The 17375-nt window shown below is 64.8% G+C and carries 14 protein-coding genes; 4 read left to right on the top strand and 10 right to left on the bottom strand.

Annotated elements, in window-relative coordinates:
• Positions 1-13 precede the first annotated feature (13 nt).
• Entirely contained in the window at positions 14-406 is a 393-nt protein-coding gene (locus tag CKW39_RS14560) for a VOC family protein (RefSeq protein WP_095798838.1), read from the top strand.
• A 141-nt stretch (positions 407-547) separates the two neighbouring features.
• Here the strand turns inward: CKW39_RS14560 and CKW39_RS14555 are convergent, their stop codons facing one another.
• From CKW39_RS14555 to galU, 4 genes are all read right to left on the bottom strand, one after another.
• Entirely contained in the window at positions 548-2281 is a 1734-nt protein-coding gene (locus CKW39_RS14555; RefSeq protein WP_095798837.1) for a CYTH and CHAD domain-containing protein, read from the bottom strand.
• Positions 2282-2379: 98 nt separating this feature from the next.
• Positions 2380-3078 (bottom strand): hypothetical protein, encoded by a 699-nt coding sequence (locus CKW39_RS14550; protein ID WP_095798836.1) that lies wholly within the window; start codon positions 3076-3078, stop codon positions 2380-2382.
• Positions 3079-3414: 336 nt separating this feature from the next.
• Positions 3415-4059 (bottom strand): GNAT family N-acetyltransferase, encoded by a 645-nt coding sequence (locus tag CKW39_RS14545; RefSeq protein ID WP_095798835.1) that lies wholly within the window; start codon positions 4057-4059, stop codon positions 3415-3417.
• Positions 4060-4072: 13 nt separating this feature from the next.
• Positions 4073-4981, bottom strand: a complete 909-nt coding sequence (gene galU, locus CKW39_RS14540; protein ID WP_095798834.1) for a UTP--glucose-1-phosphate uridylyltransferase GalU — start codon at positions 4979-4981, stop codon at positions 4073-4075.
• Positions 4982-5128: 147 nt separating this feature from the next.
• On the opposite strand from galU, the gene CKW39_RS14535 reads away from it, so the two are divergent.
• The 3 genes from CKW39_RS14535 (at position 5129) to CKW39_RS14525 (ending at position 6976) form a co-directional block, all read left to right on the top strand.
• On the top strand, positions 5129-5776 hold the full coding sequence (locus CKW39_RS14535) for a 5-formyltetrahydrofolate cyclo-ligase (RefSeq protein ID WP_095798833.1): 648 nt from the start codon (positions 5129-5131) through the stop codon (positions 5774-5776).
• 47 nt (positions 5777-5823) lie between these two features.
• A complete protein-coding gene (locus CKW39_RS14530; protein ID WP_095798832.1) occupies positions 5824-6159 on the top strand; it encodes an FmdB family zinc ribbon protein in 336 nt (111 codons plus the stop codon).
• 142 nt (positions 6160-6301) lie between these two features.
• On the top strand, positions 6302-6976 hold the full coding sequence (locus tag CKW39_RS14525) for an RcpC/CpaB family pilus assembly protein (protein WP_173674346.1): 675 nt from the start codon (positions 6302-6304) through the stop codon (positions 6974-6976).
• A 385-nt stretch (positions 6977-7361) separates the two neighbouring features.
• Here the strand turns inward: CKW39_RS14525 and CKW39_RS14515 are convergent, their stop codons facing one another.
• The 6 genes from CKW39_RS14515 to guaB form a co-directional block, all read right to left on the bottom strand.
• Entirely contained in the window at positions 7362-11216 is a 3855-nt protein-coding gene (locus CKW39_RS14515) for a DUF4011 domain-containing protein (RefSeq protein WP_254049452.1), read from the bottom strand.
• Positions 11217-11312: 96 nt separating this feature from the next.
• Complete coding sequence (guaA, locus tag CKW39_RS14510) at positions 11313-12911, bottom strand: glutamine-hydrolyzing GMP synthase (protein WP_095798830.1); 1599 nt, start codon at positions 12909-12911, stop codon at positions 11313-11315.
• Positions 12912-12952: 41 nt separating this feature from the next.
• Positions 12953-13546 (bottom strand): DUF3817 domain-containing protein, encoded by a 594-nt coding sequence (locus CKW39_RS14505; RefSeq protein ID WP_095798829.1) that lies wholly within the window; start codon positions 13544-13546, stop codon positions 12953-12955.
• Positions 13539-14522, bottom strand: coding sequence for an SURF1 family protein (locus CKW39_RS14500; protein WP_095798868.1), 984 nt, complete (start codon positions 14520-14522; stop codon positions 13539-13541). Before CKW39_RS14500 ends, CKW39_RS14505 begins: the two co-directional genes overlap by 8 nt.
• 96 nt (positions 14523-14618) lie before the next feature.
• Positions 14619-15740, bottom strand: coding sequence for a GuaB3 family IMP dehydrogenase-related protein (locus CKW39_RS14495; RefSeq protein ID WP_095798828.1), 1122 nt, complete (start codon positions 15738-15740; stop codon positions 14619-14621).
• 49 nt (positions 15741-15789) lie between these two features.
• Entirely contained in the window at positions 15790-17286 is a 1497-nt protein-coding gene (guaB, locus tag CKW39_RS14490; protein ID WP_095798867.1) for an IMP dehydrogenase, read from the bottom strand.
• Between the last annotated feature and the right edge of the window lie 89 nt (positions 17287-17375).

The following is a 17375-nucleotide window of genomic DNA, read 5'->3' as shown; positions in this document are numbered from 1 at the left end:
GCAGGAGCATCCCGTGCGCATTCGCATCAACATCACCAGTGTCCTGGTGGACGATCAGGCCAAGGCTCTGGCGTTCTACACCGACAAGCTCGGCTTCGAGCTCAAGCACGACGTTCCCGCCGGTGAGGCCCGTTGGCTCACCCTCACCTCCCCCGGCGATCCCGACGGCGTGGAGCTCCTCCTCGAGCCGGACGCCAATTTCGGTGCTCCCGAGTTCAAATCCACGCTGAAGTCCGCGGGGGTTCCCTACACGCAGTTCCAGGTGGACGACGTGCAGGAGGCGTTCGACGAGCTGCGCGAGAAGGGTGTGGAGTTCACCATGGAACCCACGAACGCTGGTCCGGTGAGCATCGTGGTCCTGGATGACACCTGCGGAAACCTGATTCAGCTCATCAGCGAGAACTAGCGCGCGACCCGCGCAGCGGTAAAACGATCGACGGTACGACCCAGAAAACGAAAGTTCCAGGTCGTACCGTCGATCGTTTTTATGGAGATCCACTCTGGCGGGGTTCTACCGTCGGTCAGACGGCTTCAGACAGCCGGGCGGTTAGTCCTCGCTCGGAAGTTCCCGCTGGATGTCCTCCACCAGGTCCCCGATCAGCTCCGGGGCATCATCCAGGCGGGCTCGCAGGGACGCCATCTCGATGCCGTGCAGCAGACCCACTGCGTAGCGGTCCTTGCCGGTGCGCTGGAAGCTGCGGGCCACACGGGCCAGCCAGTGTTCCATGACGGCGCAGTCCGTGAGGGAACCGAGTTCGTCCTGGTATTCCTTGGCGTACGACGCCGCTTTGGAGCGTTTCTTGCCCGGCTCGACATTCGCGCGGTCCAGGGCATCGCTGACGTACCGGACGGACTTGATGGCCTTGCGGGCGTCGTGCAGGTGATCGAAGTAAACGGCCAGCGCCACGGGATCCTCGTCAGCCTGCGCCAGCCGTTCGCTCAGCTCGGCACCGAGCTCGCTGACTTCGGTTTCACCGGTCTCAGAATCCACGGTCGGCTTGGCCGTGGCCTTCTGGATCACGTCCGTCAAAGCGGTCGTCATGACGGCCTTGGCGAATTTCTTTGCGGACAGCCCCGCGGCCTGCTCACCGAACGTGGAGTCCTGGAACAGTGCCCGCAGGTCAGTCAACAACTGGATGTGCTCGGGACTGTCCAGCATGCGGCGAACGGCCCGAGCGGCGTCGGCAGACGCTGCCTCCGAGGCGGCAAACAAGTCCTGCCGGGCCGCGGTCGTGATCTGGCCCTGGAACTCGTAGTCCAACCGAGCGTGCAGTTGCTCGGCCGCGACTTCCTCGTCACGAGCATCGCTGAGTGCCCGCGCCAGAGTCTTGAGGCGTTCCTCGAGATCAGCCCCGATCTGCTCGGGGATGAAATCGCGCGAGGCGTGCAGCACGCTACGCAAGGCACGGCTGCGCACCCGCATCTGATGCACGGAATCATCCGCGTCGATCCGCACCGCGAAATCCCAGTGCTGCAGCTGGCGTGTGAGAGTTTCACACATGGACGCCAGAACGTCCTGGCCGCTGGTCGGTGCGTCCTGGACGGGTTCGGATGCTTGCTTCTTCTCAGCTTCCTTCGTGGACTTCTTGGATTTCTTGTCCTTTTTCGCAGAGTCCTTGGAAGAATCCTTGTCCTTGCCGTCCGCGGCCAGTTCCTTGGCCGGCCCTTCGTCCTGGCCCAGCGCGCGAGCAATCTTGGCCGGCGACGTGGAAGCCACTGCCCCCGCCTCGAACAAAATGTCCTCGACTGCCGAGAAGACCGCCTTGGACTGCTTCTTGGACAGTTCATTGGAGCTCAGCTCGATTTCGCACTCGCTCCACTCACGATCGACCCCGGCTCGCTCATCACGCGCGCAGACGAAATCCACGCACAGCACGGCGTGCTGCTGACCGTCTTCGGCGGTGATCGGGTACTCGGCGCGCTTGGTATTGATGGTCGCTACGGGCGTGAGCGGCTGGTCCAGGGTGATCCCGACCAGCGTTTTACGCAACGCTGCGGGCATGCGCGTCGAGGTCTTGAGCGGCTCGTAATGCAGCTCCCCACGCACCTTGCCTGCCTTGTACTTCACGTGCCAACCGTCGTCGCCGCCGCCCGCACGACGCCGCACGGCCACGTTGGCACCGCTCAGCGCGTAATCGTCGGTGTCGAAGTACGCGGCCGTCAAGTCGTAGATTGCGGGCTCGCCCACCGTGAATCCTTTGACCTTGTGCAGCTTGATCTTGGCCGCCTGTTTGGGCGAGACATCGTACTTGCGCTCAATCTCCCATTGGTGCTCAGCCATGACACTCCCTAGATAAGAAACGCGCCGCGACCATCCCTGCTGGGTACGGCCGCGGCGCGGAATCAAAATATTTCTCTAAATCGTTGTGGTTCTACGCGCTATGCCCGGCGGCGCTTGAGGACGTCGTCCAGATTGAGGGCCGCGGATTCCCGTGCACCCGCCTCGGCGGCGTCCTTCAACGTGGTGGACTTGGCTGCGGGGCGCTGCGGAACCTGCAGGGGCTCGGGTTCACGCGGGGGAACGACCGGAGCCTGGGTGTACAGCGGCTTGGGAACCGGAACCGGCTTCCAGGTGGCCTTGCCCTCGAACTTGGGGGCAGTGGAGCGAGCGACCTTGAGGGCTTCCGCGCGCAGTTCATCCACGGTGTAGGCGGGTTCATGAGTCTTCGCGGCAACCTGCTGCTCAGGCTGTTCCACCTGCACGGGCAGATCCAGCGCGGCCATGGCACGGCGTTCGCGGACCTGTTCTTCCTGGCGGTTCTCGTCCTCGTTGTCGAAGAGCTTCTGCTCCGGCTGCTCCACCGGAGCGCTCACGGAACCGCGGGCACGACGAACGTTTTGTTCCTCGACGGCCAGGTAACGCAATCCGGCAACACAACCGATGCCCAGCAGAGTCAGGACGGTCGGCACAGCCCAGGTGACCGCGGTGAAAGGAGCCATGACACCCGTGATCAGAGCGGTGAACAACAGCATGGCACCGGCCAAGAAGATCAGGGTGCGGTCCCACCGAATGTGCAGGCCGGCCATGGGGCGGCGCGCAGATGCCGCGGTGGACGGTTCCGTTGCCGGCGTCTCCATGGTGCTCTCCCGTTCGTAGGTTGATGTCTTGGGCGCAAGACTCACTGTAGTGTGCTGTGGGCCATTGCGGGGTGCATCGAACCGGAGGTCGCGCGCATCCACCTGTGCCAGCACGGGGGTGTCTTCACGTCGCAGAATTCGGGGTGCCAACCATACCGCGCACAACACGCACACGATGGCCAAAACGGCCGAGCTGCTTACCCACGTCAATCCCACGACCCCTACCCTAAAGGAGCGGGGGACGAAATCTGCGCCACACAGGACCGTGTTGCTTACAACGGTGTAATTCGTTGCGTGCTACACGGTGCTTTCCTCAGAATACCCTTGCCGGGGTCATCAGAAACGTGCCCGGTGCACGGTCACGAGTTCATCGGATCCCGTGAAGCGATGCACCAACCCGCGGGGAACCTCCGGTGACGTGAGGGCAAAGCTCCGGTGATCCCGCCAGTGCCCGGAAATGTGCAGAAAGTCTTTCCGTAAACCTTCGTCACGGAATCCAAGTTTCTGCACCACTCGCAAAGATTTGACGTTCTCCGGGCGAATGTTGATTTCCATCCGGTGCAGATTCAAATGCTGGAAACAGTAATCGGTGGCCATTGCGACCGCCATGGGCGCAATCCCTCGGCCCGCTTGAGCGGCATCCACCCAGTACCCCAGAGTGGCCGATCTGAACGAGCCACCCGTGATGCTGGAAACACTCAGCTGGCCCACCAATTCGTCTCGGCCGGTCTCCGGATTCACTTCCGTGATCAGCCACGGTAACGAGGTGCCCTGTTTGGCTTGGTCGCGCATCAGTTTCACGAACTGGCGGTACGTGGGCGGCTCTCCCCCGGGCAGCGGGTTGCTGGCCTCCCACGGCTCCAACCACTCACGATTCCGGTACCGGACGCTGTCCCATTCAGCACGGTCACGCATGGACAATGGGCGCAGCGTCAGCTGCGCCCATTGCACACTTACCGGCCACACGACTTCAGTGTTCACGGAACACTGACTATCAGTCCTGCAGGTCCTTTGCGAAATCCTTGACCCACTCGCGCAGGTCCGGACCCAGGTCGCCACGTTCGCACGCGAGCACGATGTTGGCCTTGAGGTAGGACAGTTTGTCACCGGTGTCGAAGCGGCGGCCCTTGAAGACCACGCCGTACATACCGTGCGCCTGATCACCCTTGTCGGAAATGGTCTGCATGGCGTCCGTCAGCTGGATTTCGCCACCGCGGCCCGGAGGGGTGTTCTCGAGGATCTCGAAGATCTCGGGGTGCAGCACGTACCGGCCGATGATGGCCAGGTTGGACGGCGCATCTTCCGGAGCGGGCTTCTCCACCAATCCGTTGACCTGGACGTACTCTTGGCCATCGACCGCGGTGATGTCCGCGCAGCCGTAGGCGCTGATCTGCTCCTGCGGAACCTCCATGAGAGCCACGACCGAACCACCGGTGGCTTGCTGAACCTCGATCATGCGTTCGAGCAGGTCTTCGCTCTCGTCGATGAGGTCGTCACCGAGCAGCACGGCGAAGGGGTCATTGCCCACGTGGGTCTTGGCACGCAACACTGCGTGGCCCAGGCCCTTGGGATCCTGCTGACGCAGGTAGTGAATCTCACCCAGGTCGGAGGCGTGCTCAACTTCAGTGAGCAGCTTGTCCTTGCCGGATTCCTTGAGGGATGCCTCGAGTGCGGGCACACGGTCGAAGTGATCCTCCAGGGCGCGCTTGGAACGCCCCGTGATCATCAGGACATCGTCCAGGCCCGCGTCCACGGCTTCCTGAACGACATATTGAATGGCGGGCCGGTCAACGACCGGCAACATTTCCTTGGGCATGGCCTTGGTGGCCGGCAGGAAACGAGTTCCCAGACCTGCCGCGGGGATGACCGCCTTGTGCGCGCGCTTGGTTTGATTAGGGCTCATAAACTCAGGTTAATGGACGATCCTTCCGTGTGGCTGATTGAGGCAAAATATGCAGAGTTTGTCATCGTCCCTTCATGAGGGGACACCCCGCTTTCGCACGTTTCTCCTCGACGACCGCCGCTCGAATCCACCAAGGACGGAACTGTGATGACCTCCATTTCCTCGAACGGGACCACGAAAGCCGACCTGAGGCGGCGCATCCTGACCGAGCGGCGTCGTCGTTCACCCCAGGTGCGCCAGGCAGCAGCGCACGCGTTGACCGAGCACCTAATGCGGGAGTTGGCCAGGACCTCGACCGGGGATCTGGCCGCGTTCCTGCCCCTGGACACGGAGCCTCCGCTGCTGGCTGCTCTCGAGGCAGCGCACCAAGCCGGTCACCGGGTCTGGGTGCCCGTGGTGGAGACCGACCGTGCGATGCGGTGGTGCCAATGGCGGCCGGGAATCGCGCTTGCGCCCGGCTCGTTGCCGAGTCTGCGCGAACCGATCGGTCCCCGGCACGACATCGAGGTCTTCCGAACCATCGCTCTGATGGTCATCCCGGCCGTTGCCGTGGGCGCCGACGGCGTTCGGCTAGGTTTCGGGGGCGGCTACTACGACCGCTTCCTGGAAAAACTCGCGGCCGCGCATCCCCTGCCCGAGATGCTTGCGTGTGTGTTCCACGACGAGATCCTGGTCGCCGGGAGTATCCCGCGAGAACCACACGACGCCGTGATGACCAAGGCACTGACCGAACGCGGTGTGGTCGGCTTGGGGAGCAGTAAGAATCACACTTCGCAGCCGTCCGGGGCGGAGTAAGATTGGCACTCGGTCCACACCAGTGCCAACTACTTGCGAGGAAATCCGTGCCCGTTTACGCCTACGGCTGCAAAGACTGCGGCCATGCCTTCGACATCCGTCAGTCCTTCACGGACGATGCCCTGACCGAATGCCCCGAGTGCGGTGGCCAGCTGCGTAAGAAGTTCAACACCGTGGGCGTGGTGTTCAAGGGCTCCGGTTTCTACCGCAACGATTCTCGTTCGGATGCCAAGTCCTCCGCTTCGAACGGCTCGGATTCCTCGGCGTCCAGCTCATCTTCATCGTCGTCGAATTCGACGTCGTCTTCGTCCGGCTCCTCCGAGAAGTCCTCTTCCAACAAGGCCGCCTCGAGCGCTGGTACATCTGGGGCTTCCTCGTCCTGAACGGCAGTCCCCTGCGGTGCGTCGTGAGATGACCGCGGCATAGGCACTCCACAGTGCGACCGCGGCCTGTGAAGTCGCGCGCGCATCCCCAACCGGGCTGGTGACTCCGCCGCGGACCCGTGAATGCTCATAACGTTCGGGCATGAGCCCACGAGCCCGCCCCCGATACCCACTGAGTCTGCGTTTCCGAACGGCGGTGAACCGCCGCCACCGGTTGGTCGCCGCTGCCCTGTGTGCCGTGGCGCTCACACTTCTGATCCTGCGGTTCGCTCCCCCGAGCGCGCAGTCCTCCCCCGTGGTGACCGTGGTCAATCCAATACCCGCGGGGCAGGCATTGACCAGTTCGGATATGAACGTCCAGGACGTCCCTATCGATTGGGTTCCCCAGGACGCACTCACGGACCCCGCACTCGTAACGGGACAGCCTGCCACGGTTGCCCTGGTCCCCGGGCAATTCCTGACGGAATCCTCAGTGCTTGGTCCGGGACTCCTCAAAGGCCAGCCAGACGGCACCACTGCGGCCAGTATTCGTGTCAGCGATCCCGCAGTCCTGCGACACATCCGTCCCGGTGACAGTGTGGATGTGGTCCACCAACCGGACAGCGCCGGGCACGACCAACGGAAAACCATGGCGGAATCGGTGACCGTGCTGTGGAGCGCATCCGAGGATGCTGGTCAAGATGCGTCGCTGTTGTCGGCTTCGGGAACCGATTCCGACCTGGGTCTGGTCGTACTGGCCGCGCCGCGTGATACCGCGACTGGTCTGGCCTCCTTGGACGGCTCCGGACGAACATCGTTGATCCTGGTGGCGGATTAGGTGGATAACTCGGACGTGCCGTGTGGGGGCAGAGTTTTTCAGCCCCAGTGCGGGGGACGCTGTTCCTTTAACCACAGCTCGTGTTCCCAGTCGGACATAGCATCCGAGGCCCCGGACGCGGCACGATCTGGGTCACTCGGCCGCGCGGAGAGGGCGGGATCGTTCACGGCCAAGTTAGGATCCGGCGCACGACCACCGGTGACCCGCCGATGCCCCCGGCGCCGGCGTTTGGAAAGCTCGGTAGCATTTCCGGAAGCAGTGCTGCTATCCGAATCCGCCACCTGACGTGACCCGGTTTCGTGACCGGAGTCAGAACCATGAACGAAATCCACGGGCTCGTCGGATCCGGCCTTCGGGGCCGAGTTTTCCTCGTTCATGGGCCCGCTCAGCCGTTCTCCGCGTCAGCCGACGAGTCCTCGGATCGCTCCGGCCACTCAGCAGCTTCCTGCTCACGGGGCTCGGTCGCCGAGGACTTTGCCTTGGCGTTCAGCCCCAGATACCGCTGCACCAGCGATGCCACCGTCTGCGGATCCGTGAAGACCTCAACGGACCACAGGCTCACGTAGTTCCAGCCCGCCCGTTCGAGTTGCTGCGGAATCAGGCGGGAGCGCTCACGCACACTGAGGGCGCGGCTGCGATCGGAACCGTCGGACTCGATGGCTACGGGAATCCGCGGGGCTTCGCCGTTCTCGGTCGGCTGCACCACGGCACCCGCAGACAGGGACTCGGTATCCGCGTACGCCACCACGTCAATGATGTCCGCATAGTCCGTGTGCACCGTGGCGCCCGCGCGACCCAAGCGGTCGGCGAGGTCCGCGACCAGGGCGTCCGCGGCGTCGTCGGCGATCGAAGCCGGCGCCTGGGCCTTCTCGGATGTCGTAGATTCGCCGAAGAGCAACTCGAGCATGCGGTACATGTCCCGCGCGCCGTACTGCAGGCGACGTTCCTCGGTGTCCTTGGGGTGGATGGAGGTGACGATGTGCGTGTGGCGACGTGCGCGGGTCATGCCGCGCACGAAGGCCTGCCGCCCGTCCTTCTCGGACAGCGCGCCCAGGTTGGGTGTCGACCTGCCGGACGTGGTGCGCCCGAAGCCCAGGGAGAAGATCACGGTGTCGCGTTCGATCCCGGCGGCGCGGTGAAGTTCAACCACGCGGAAGGACTCACGGCCCGGCGCGAAGAAATCTGCGGCCTCACCGTTTTCGCGCAGCCTGCGCTGCACGGCCTGCGCGACGCGGGTCGCGTGCATCGCACTTGCGGTCACGACGGCGAGCGAGCGCTCGGGGTGACGCATCGCGTGGGCGAACACGAGATCCACCGTGCGCTGCACCTCCGCCGACGGCGCCTGCACACCTTCCGTACCGGCGGTCAGGACACCCACGCCGTCCTCGACGTACTCCGCGGACATCCCCGAGGTGGGGCTGACCAGCTCGGATGCGTGCGGGAGGCGAGCGAGAGCGCCGTCGTAGAACGCGGAGTTGAGGTAGTTGAACAGGCGCGGGTCCATGGCCCGACGCACCGAGGTGAGACCGCGCTGGTCGACCACGCGGCTGAGCGCGTCGAAGGCCGATTCGAGCTCGGCCACCGGCTGTGGGACGTCCCCGGAATTCTGTTGCGGTGCCACCGTGAAGGGGTGGGGATTACCGGCGTGGGCATCGCCGAAGGCGATGACCTGGTCCGCACGCACCAGAGCCGGCAGGGTCGCGGCGAGAGGCGTGGATTCGGCGTCCAGGATGACCACGGTGTCGATGTGCTGGTCCTCGGCCAGCGTTGCCGAGAGCACGAGCGGGCTCGCGGTCCACACCGGCACCAACTGCTTGATGAGCCCTTCCTCCGCGCTCAACTGGTCCGGGCGCACCCGCCCCGAGCGCAGCATGTCCCGCAAGTTCCGAGCGGCCACGGGACTGCGTCGGATGCTGTGCCTCCAGCGCATGGCGAGTTCGTGCATCAAACGGCCGGGAGCCGAGGCCACGTGTGCGGAATCGGCGCGCCGGAAAATGGATTCGGTGCGTCGCAGTTCGTTGCCGTGGGGCATAGCCACGAAGTCGTCGCCGCTGATCATGGCCTCGAGCACGGATTGCCACCAGGCCAGTTCCAGCTCACCCCGGACCTCGTGGGCGGGCACGCGACGGTCCTGCATGTCCTGCAGGAACTCCCCCAACCCGCGCGAACGCAGGTCGTCCAAGAGCATGGTGCGTTCGGGCAGCGTGGCCAGGTGGGCCTCGTCGTTGATCAGATCGTCGAGAGTGGTTTCCAGCTGCTCGACGTCCGCTGATTCCAGTGTGGCGGCGGTGGGTGAACCTTCCAGGGCAATCGCGAGTCCCTCGAGGTCCTCACTGAATCGACGCTGGATGTCCCGGACCTCGCGAGCGCGATCGGACACGGCCGGTTGCTCGAGGGACGTGGCCCATGTGCGCCAGCGGTCCCGCTCGGACTGCACCTTGACCAACGCCGCGTGCAGGTCCGAGATGTGAGCACCCGGGCGCATGTACTCCTTGGCGGCCTTGCGCAATCGTGAGCGTTGCAGCCCGGTCATCTCGATTCCGTGATCCCGGCGCCAGCCCGATGACGCGGTCGCGGCAATCAGGTCGGTGACCGGTCGGTCGTAGATGTCCGGGGTGAAGTGCTTGAGGGAGTCGCCGACCTCGATGACCAGCGACAGCTGTTGCGCCCACTCCTGGATGGTGCTTCCGGGGCGCAGCCCGGACACTGCCAGGACACTGCGGATCCCGGTCTTCAGGGTGGTCAGTTCGAGCAGCAGGGACTTGGCCAGTTGGTGGGCTTCGCGGGCCTCGTCGTCATTGACCAAGCGAGCACCGTTCCACGGCCCGGCGAGGGTCTCGGCGTCGAAGGCCCCCAATCGGGCGGCGCGTTCCAGTTGCTTCTCGACCTCGGCACGGTGGGACACGGCGTCGAGCACCGATCGGCGGAACCGCACGGCCGTCTGCGGGCCGGGTTCGCGGGCCGTCAGCTCCGCTAGGGCCTGCATCGCCTGATAGGGCGAGGCCTGCCAGCGCGGGCGCACGGCATGCAGCGATTCTTCGTGAACACGCAGCTGACCCCGCGTAACTCGCAGTGTGTTGTGGAGCTGCTCGAGATCCGGTTCTTCAGTGCGCTCGTTGCGGGCGATGGCGTTCACGAGTCGCTCGGCGATGTCATCGTCGTTGAGGTGCGAGCCCAGCGGCAGCACGAGCGACTCCAGACCCAAACGGCTCCAGGCGCGGGTGAAGGCGGAGAGCGTGGTGCGGGACTCGCCCAGCACCAGGACACTCTTGTTGCGGTACACGAGTGAGCCCACGGTGGCCACCACGGTGTCGATGGCAGGAGTGCCCACCGGTGTGCTGACCACAAAGCTCTCGCCTTGTTCGGCCAGGTCCACGACCTCCTGCTGGCTGCGGTCCAGATCGGTCAGGGACAGTTCCTGCGCGGGATCGCGGTGGTCGAGAGGCTCGGCGCGGTTCTCGACGGGAGAGACGACCGGGAGTTTGCCCACTTCGTGGTTCTTCAGCCGCGCCAAGTCACGCACGAACGCGGTGCGCGCCTCGACGTTCTCGTCCGCGGGACGTTCGTGCAGGTCCGCGAAGGTCGACACGAGCAGCTGGTGATCCACGTGCATGCCCGGGACGTCCACGGCCAGCTGCCGCAGGGTCTCGAGCACGGGCGCGGGATCCAGACGGCGGGTGCCGTACGCCAGGCGAGACATCTCCCCCGTGGCCAGCTCCACGTCGTAATCCTCGCGCAACCGGCGCACCAGGGCCGGGTTCAACCGCGCCGGAGCCACAATCTGCAGTTCGAAATCCTTACCGTCCGGTCGTAGCTTCACGGTCACCGGTGCCAGCAGCACCGGTGCGATGAATCGCCGCTGCCCGTCCACGGCCGGGTTGGTCAACCACGACGCCGTTCCGGCCGCTAAATACGCGGCGTCCAGTCCGTGCATGACCGAGAGTTCATGGATCTTGGTACGCAGCGCACGTGCGGAGCGGGCAGCACGTTCGTAGGCGGGGTCCTGATGATGAATCATCGTGGACAGTCTGGTGGGACGGCCCATCAACAACTGCGCCTGTCCCGAGGAATTGGCTTCCGCCAGGTCGATGCACACGTTATCCACGCGGTTGAATTCCAGCAGTGTGTCCGGACCGGTATAGGCATCCATTTGCTGGGTCCAGGCACGCAAGGACACCCTGGAATCGGTCCCGGTCTCGGTGGTGTTCTCGGGGCGTTCTTGGGGCGCGTCTGCAGACATGAGTCTCCTACTCACGAGTGCGCCGACCGCGCCACCCGCTCCCGGGTGACGCGGCCGACGCACCGGCACTGATGTTCGATCACAACGAGTGTGGGATTACTCCCACTCGATGGTTCCGGGCGGCTTGGACGTGACGTCCAGGACCACGCGGTTGATTTCCTCGACCTCGTTGGTGATGCGGTTGGAAATCTTGGCCAGCAACTCCGAGGGCAATCGTGACCAGTCCGCGGTCATGGCATCCTCGCTGCTGACGGGGCGCAGCACAATGGGGTGACCGTAGGTGCGGCCGTCTCCCTGCACGCCCACCGAGCGGACGTCCGCGAGCAGGACCACGGGCATCTGCCACACGTCGTCGTCCAGGCCGGCGCGGGTCAGCTCCTCGCGGGCAATGGCATCCGCGCGGCGCAGGATGTCCAGTCGCTCCTCGGTGACCTCACCGATGATGCGGATACCCAGGCCGGGGCCGGGGAAGGGCTGGCGGCCCACGATGTTCTCCGGCAGACCCAGTTCGCGACCCACCGCGCGGACCTCGTCCTTGAACAGCTGGCGCAGCGGCTCGACCAACTCGAACTGTAGGTCTTCCGGCAGCCCGCCCACGTTGTGGTGGCTCTTGATGTTGGCTGCACCTTCACCGCCGCCGGATTCCACGACGTCCGGGTACAGGGTGCCCTGGACCAGGAACTGGACGGGCTTACCGTCAGCGGCCTCGGCGCGCAGCACCTGTTCCTCCGCGGCCTCGAACGCGCGAATGAACTCGCGGCCGATGGTCTTGCGCTTGGTCTCGGGATCGCTCACGCCGGCCAGTGCGGAGAGGAAGCGATCCGATTCGCGGGCCACGTGGAGCTTCACACCGGTGGCGGCCACGTAATCCTTCTCGACTTGTTCCACCTCGTCCTGGCGCATCAGGCCGTGATCGACCAGCACACAGGTCAGGCGGTCGCCGATGGCGCGCTGCACGAGAGCCGCGGCCACAGCCGAGTCCACGCCGCCGGACAGGCCGCACAGGGCCTTGCCGTCGCCCACCTGGGCGCGGATCAGGGCGACCTGCTCGTCAATGATGTTGCCGGTGGACCATGACGGACTGATCTGGGCACCGTTGAACAGGAAGTTCTCGAGCACCTGCTGGCCGTAGGCCGAGTGCTTGACCTCCGGGTGCCACTGCACGCCGTAGAGCTTGCGTTCGGGATTTTCGAAGGCCGCCACGGGGGCGCCGTCACTGGAAGCCAGGGTGGTGAAACCTTCCGGCGCAGCGGTCACGGAATCACCGTGGCTCATCCACACGGTCTGCACGTCCGGGGAGCCCTCCAACAGGGTTCCCGTGACCTCCTGGGACGCGGTGGCCACGGTGGCACCGTATTCGCGGGCTCCGGTGCGTTCCACCGAGCCACCCAGTGCGCTGGCCATGACCTGGAAGCCGTAGCAAATGCCCAGCACGGGCACGCCGGCCTCGAACAGCTCGGAGTCACGCTGCGGTGCGCCGGGTGCGTACACGGAGGACGGGCCACCCGACAGGATGATGGCCGCCGGATTGCGCTGCAGAATTTTTTCGGTGGACCAGGTGTGCGGAACGATTTCCGAGTAGACGTTCGCTTCGCGGACCCTGCGGGCGATCAGCTGCGCGTACTGCGCGCCGTAATCGACCACAAGAACCGGGCGGTCCTCGAGTTCGGTGAGGTTGTCAGGGGTTTCAGTCACGGGCTCAAGTCTAGAACACCAGCGCGCGCTTTATCCCACGCTCAGTATCGCTTGGCGGCCTTGGGGTTCGAGGCCAGCTCCACCTCGGTGGAACGGTGGATCTTGCGCTCCACGATGAAGGACAGGAACGGCACTACACCGCCCAGAGCCATCACAATCAGCTGCGGGAACGGCCAACGCATGAGCGACCAGATGCGGAAACACGCCGCCAAGTACACCACGTAGAACCAGCCGTGGATGATCAGAATCCACGTGGAGATGTTCACTCCCCCGGCCAGGTTCTCCAGTTCCAGGTTCTGCCAGCCCAGCGCCACGGTCTCACCGGTGATCTTGTCGGTGCCGCCTGCGATCAGGTCGTAGCCCAGGCCGTAGCGGGTGATCATCTCGGCCACGAGTAAAAGCAGGAACGTACCGGAAACCCAGGCGCAGATCTTGTAGAACGTCAGGGCACCACGGATCTGAGCCTCGGTGCCGCCGAATCGACGTCGCGGCTGCAGTGCCGCCGCACGCGCCTTGACGTTCTCGGGCACGGTGGCGCGCTCCGGAGTGGCGTCCGCGGGAGTGTTCACGCGCACGCCGTCCGTGCGACGAACCGGCTTGGGGTTGTGCTGGGGATCAGGGGTGGGTTCACTCATGCGTGGCTCCGTGCTCGGGGTGGGTGCGGTTCTCGCGCGTCGAGGCTCCATTGGATGAGGAGGTCGCCGCCGGTTGGTCGTCAAAGTAGTAGTAGCACTGATCGCGCTCGTCCCAGTAATAGAAGGACTGGGCGTCCTCATCCCAGAAGTAGTCCCCCTCCAGGTAGAAGTACTTCTGAGGATCCTGACGGCGCAGGTACTCGTCGCGGACGAAGCGCCACCACAGGAACACCGCGAAGCCCGCGAACACGATCCATTCCAGGGCGTAGAACAGATTCAGCATGTTCAGGGACGTATCGGTGGGCTGTTGATCGATGTCCAGATCACGCAGCTCAGCGCTCATCACGCTCGCGTTTTCTGCCAGGGCACCCTGCTCGGTCACGGGCAGCTCCTCGCCCGCGGGTACCTCGGCGGCGGCCGCCACGTACCCGGAGTACAACGGGGCGTTCCACACGTTGGTCAGCTGCGCGGGAGACAGTGAGGCCAGTTCCTTCTCGGGAAGCTCGCGGTCGCCCAGGGGCGCCTCGGGCGGCAGGAAACGGCCCGCAACGGTCACGGCGTCCGACGGCGCCGCGGGCACCTGATCCGCGGATTCCACCCAGCCGCGCGCCACGGCCATGGACATGGGACCGTTGGCGGCATCCCACGACTCTTCGGAGTCACGAATCACGAGTTCCGAGACCACCCAGTAGCCCTCCGCGCCGTCGTAGAGGCGGCCGGGGATCACCACGGTGGAATCGGGAACGTACCTACCGGCGATCTCCACGGTGTGATCGGCAGTGGTTGCGGTGGCCACCTCGCCGGGTTGAATCACTTCAGACAGGGGCTTCACACGATCCTTGTCCGGATCGGCAACGGTGGCGGCCTGATCGGAACTGCTCAGCTGCCACATGCTCAAGATCACGAAGAGTGCCGCAATGATCAAGCTCACCGTCAGAAAGGCGAGCGACCGGGGGCTGAGAGCGATCTTGAGCACCACACAAGAGTAGTGGGCCGCCCTGTGCGTTTCCCAAATCCCCCGCGGGGATCGGTCGACACGCAGGACGGCCCACTCTGACTCGACCGACGGTGGTCAGCCGCGGATCACGACCTCGGCCCGCTGGAACTCCTTGAGGTCCGAGTACCCGGTCGTGGCCATGGCTCGACGCAGCGCACCGATGATGTTCGAGGATCCGTCCACGTGACGTGCGGGACCGTTCAACACCTCTTCCAAGGAACCCACGGTGCCTACGCTGGTGCGTTCCCCGCGCGGTGAATGCTGGTGGTGGGACTCCGCGCCCCACAGCCAACCCTGCCCGGGCGCCTCCTCGGCGCGCGCGAGCACGGTACCGAGCATGACGGCATCCGCGCCCATGGCGATCGCCTTGACGATGTCACCCGAGGTGCCCAGACCGCCGTCGGCGATCACGTGAACGTACCGGCCACCGGACTCATCCAGGTAGTCGCGACGTGCCGCGGCTACGTCGGAAATGGCCGTGGCCATCGCCGCGTGGATGCCCAGGATCGACTCGGTGCGCAGCGAAGCGCCGCCGCCGAAGCCCACCAGCACGCCCGCGGCACCGGTGCGCATGAGGTGCAGCGCCGGTGTGTAACCGGCCGCGCCACCCACGATGACCGGGACGTCCAGGTCGTAGATGAACTTCTTGAGGTCCAGGGGCTCCTGGTTCTGCGAGACGTGCTCGGCGGACACCGTGGTGCCGCGGATGACGAACAGGTCCACGCCCGCCTCGAGCACGGTCTTGTAGTGCTCGACCACGCGCTGCGGCGACAACGAACCGGACACGATCACGCCGGCCTCGCGGATCTCGGCGAGGCGGGCCTTGATCAGCTCGGGCTGGATGGGAGCGCTGTAGAGCTCCTGCATCCGGCGCGTGGCCTCGGGCACGTTGTCCGTGGACAAGTCCGCGATCTCGTCCAACACCGGCTGCGGATCCTCGTACCGAGTCCACAGACCCTCCAGGTCCAGCACGCCCAGGCCACCGGCCTGACCCAGGGCAATGGCTGTTGCCGGAGACATGACCGAGTCCATGGGCGCGCCCACCACGGGGATGTCGAACTTGTAGGCGTCGATCTGCCAGTGCGTGCTCACGTCCTGCGGATCGCGGGTACGCCGCGACGGGACCAGGGCGATCTCGTCCAGGTTGAACGTGCGGCGGGCCCGCTTGGAGCGGCCCAGCTCAATGTCGTAGCTCACGGGTAATCCTTTCCCCGCGCAACCGTGCGCGAGTAGCGGGAGGGGTGAATCAGCGCTTGTAGTTGGGCGATTCCACGGTCATGGTGATGTCGTGCGGGTGCGATTCCTTGAGCCCCGCGGGGGTGATGCGCACGAACCGGCCCTTCATCTTGAGCTCTTCCACGTTGTGAGCGCCCACGTAGAACATGGTCTGGCGCAGACCGCCGTCCAGCTGGTGCAACACGGAAGCCAAGGGGCCGCGGTAGGGCACCTGACCTTCGATGCCCTCGGGGATCAGCTTCTCATCGTCGGAGACGTCCGCCTGGAAGTAGCGGTCCTTGGAGTAGGAGGTGTTCTTACCGCGGGACTGCATGGCACCCAACGAACCCATGCCACGATAGGCCTTGTACTGCTTACCGGCCACGAACACGAGTTCTCCCGGGGACTCGTCACAACCGGCGAGCAGTGAACCGAGCATCACGGAATCGGCACCGGCCACCAGGGCCTTGCCGATGTCACCGGAGAACTGGAGGCCGCCGTCCGCGATCATCGGGATCCCGGCCGGGATGGTGGCCTTGGCGGCCTCGTTGATCGCGGTGATCTGGGGAACGCCCACGCCGGCGATGACGCGGGTGGTGCAGATGGAGCCCGGCCCCACGCCCACCTTCACGGCATCCGCACCGGCGTCCACGATGGCCTGCGCGCCCGCGCGGGTTGCCGCCTGACCGCCGATGATGTCCACGTGGGACGCGGCTGACTCGTGCTTGAGGCGCGAGATCATGTCCAGCACACCCTGCGAGTGGCCGTTAGCGGTGTCGATGAACAGTGCGTCCACACCGGCATCGATCAGGGTCATGGCGCGTTCGAAACCGTCACCGAAGAAACCGACGGCGGCGCCCACGCGCAAACGACCTTCGTCGTCCTTGGTGGCCAGCGGATACTGCTCCGCCTTGGTGAAGTCTTTGACGGTAATCAGGCCGGTGAGCCGGTCCTGCTCATCTACGAGGGGCAGCTTCTCGATCTTGTGCGTGGCCAACAGCTTGTGGGCCTCGTCCTTGCTCATCCCCACGTTGCCGGTCACCAGCGGCATGGGGGTCATGACATCGCGCACCAGCCGGGTGTGGAAATCGGATTCCGGCAGGTAGCGGGTGTCACGATTGGTGATGATGCCCAGCAGTTTCTGGTTCTCATCCACCACGGGCAGGCCGGAGACCTTGTAGTAGCCACACAGGTGGTCCAACTCGGCGAGGGTCGCGTCCGGGCCCACGGTCACCGGTTTGGTGATCATGCCGGATTCACTGCGCTTCACGCGATCCACATGATCGGCCTGGTCCTGGATGGAGAGATTGCGGTGAATTACACCCATGCCACCCAACCGGGCCATGGAAATGGCCATGGCGGATTCGGTGACGGTATCCATGGCCGCGGACAGTACGGGCGCCTCGATCTCGATCCGGCGTGAGAGCCGGGTCTTGGTCGACGCTTCGGAAGGAATCACATCAGTGTTGCCGGGCAACAACAAAACGTCATCGTAGGTCAGTCCGGTCAAGCCGAACGGGTCATCCATCAGTGCGGTAGGCACGGCATCGGTCACGAAAGCTCCCTTTCACCAAGTAGTTTCCCTTTCATTCTACGGTCATGCGGCTGCGGCTCGGT

It is taken from the genome of Kocuria sp. WRN011 (assembly GCF_002295155.1).
Classification (GTDB): domain Bacteria; phylum Actinomycetota; class Actinomycetes; order Actinomycetales; family Micrococcaceae; genus Kocuria; species Kocuria carniphila.
Note: the sequence above shows the minus strand (reverse complement) of the source record. Positions and strands in the feature narration are given on the sequence as shown.

Excerpts from the sequence above, each read along its gene's own strand:
- CKW39_RS14535 (WP_095798833.1), top strand. The coding sequence starts at position 5,129 with ATGACCTCCATTTCCTCGAACGGGACCACGAAAGCCGACCTGAGGCGG.
- galU (WP_095798834.1), bottom strand. The coding sequence starts at position 4,981 with ATGAGCCCTAATCAAACCAAGCGCGCGCACAAGGCGGTCATCCCCGCG.
- CKW39_RS14550 (WP_095798836.1), bottom strand. The coding sequence starts at position 3,078 with ATGGAGACGCCGGCAACGGAACCGTCCACCGCGGCATCTGCGCGCCGC.
- CKW39_RS14525 (WP_173674346.1), top strand. The coding sequence starts at position 6,302 with ATGAGCCCACGAGCCCGCCCCCGATACCCACTGAGTCTGCGTTTCCGA.
- CKW39_RS14555 (WP_095798837.1), bottom strand. The coding sequence starts at position 2,281 with ATGGCTGAGCACCAATGGGAGATTGAGCGCAAGTACGATGTCTCGCCC.
- guaB (WP_095798867.1), bottom strand. The coding sequence starts at position 17,286 with ATGGATGACCCGTTCGGCTTGACCGGACTGACCTACGATGACGTTTTG.
- CKW39_RS14515 (WP_254049452.1), bottom strand. The coding sequence starts at position 11,216 with ATGTCTGCAGACGCGCCCCAAGAACGCCCCGAGAACACCACCGAGACC.
- CKW39_RS14505 (WP_095798829.1), bottom strand. The coding sequence starts at position 13,546 with ATGAGTGAACCCACCCCTGATCCCCAGCACAACCCCAAGCCGGTTCGT.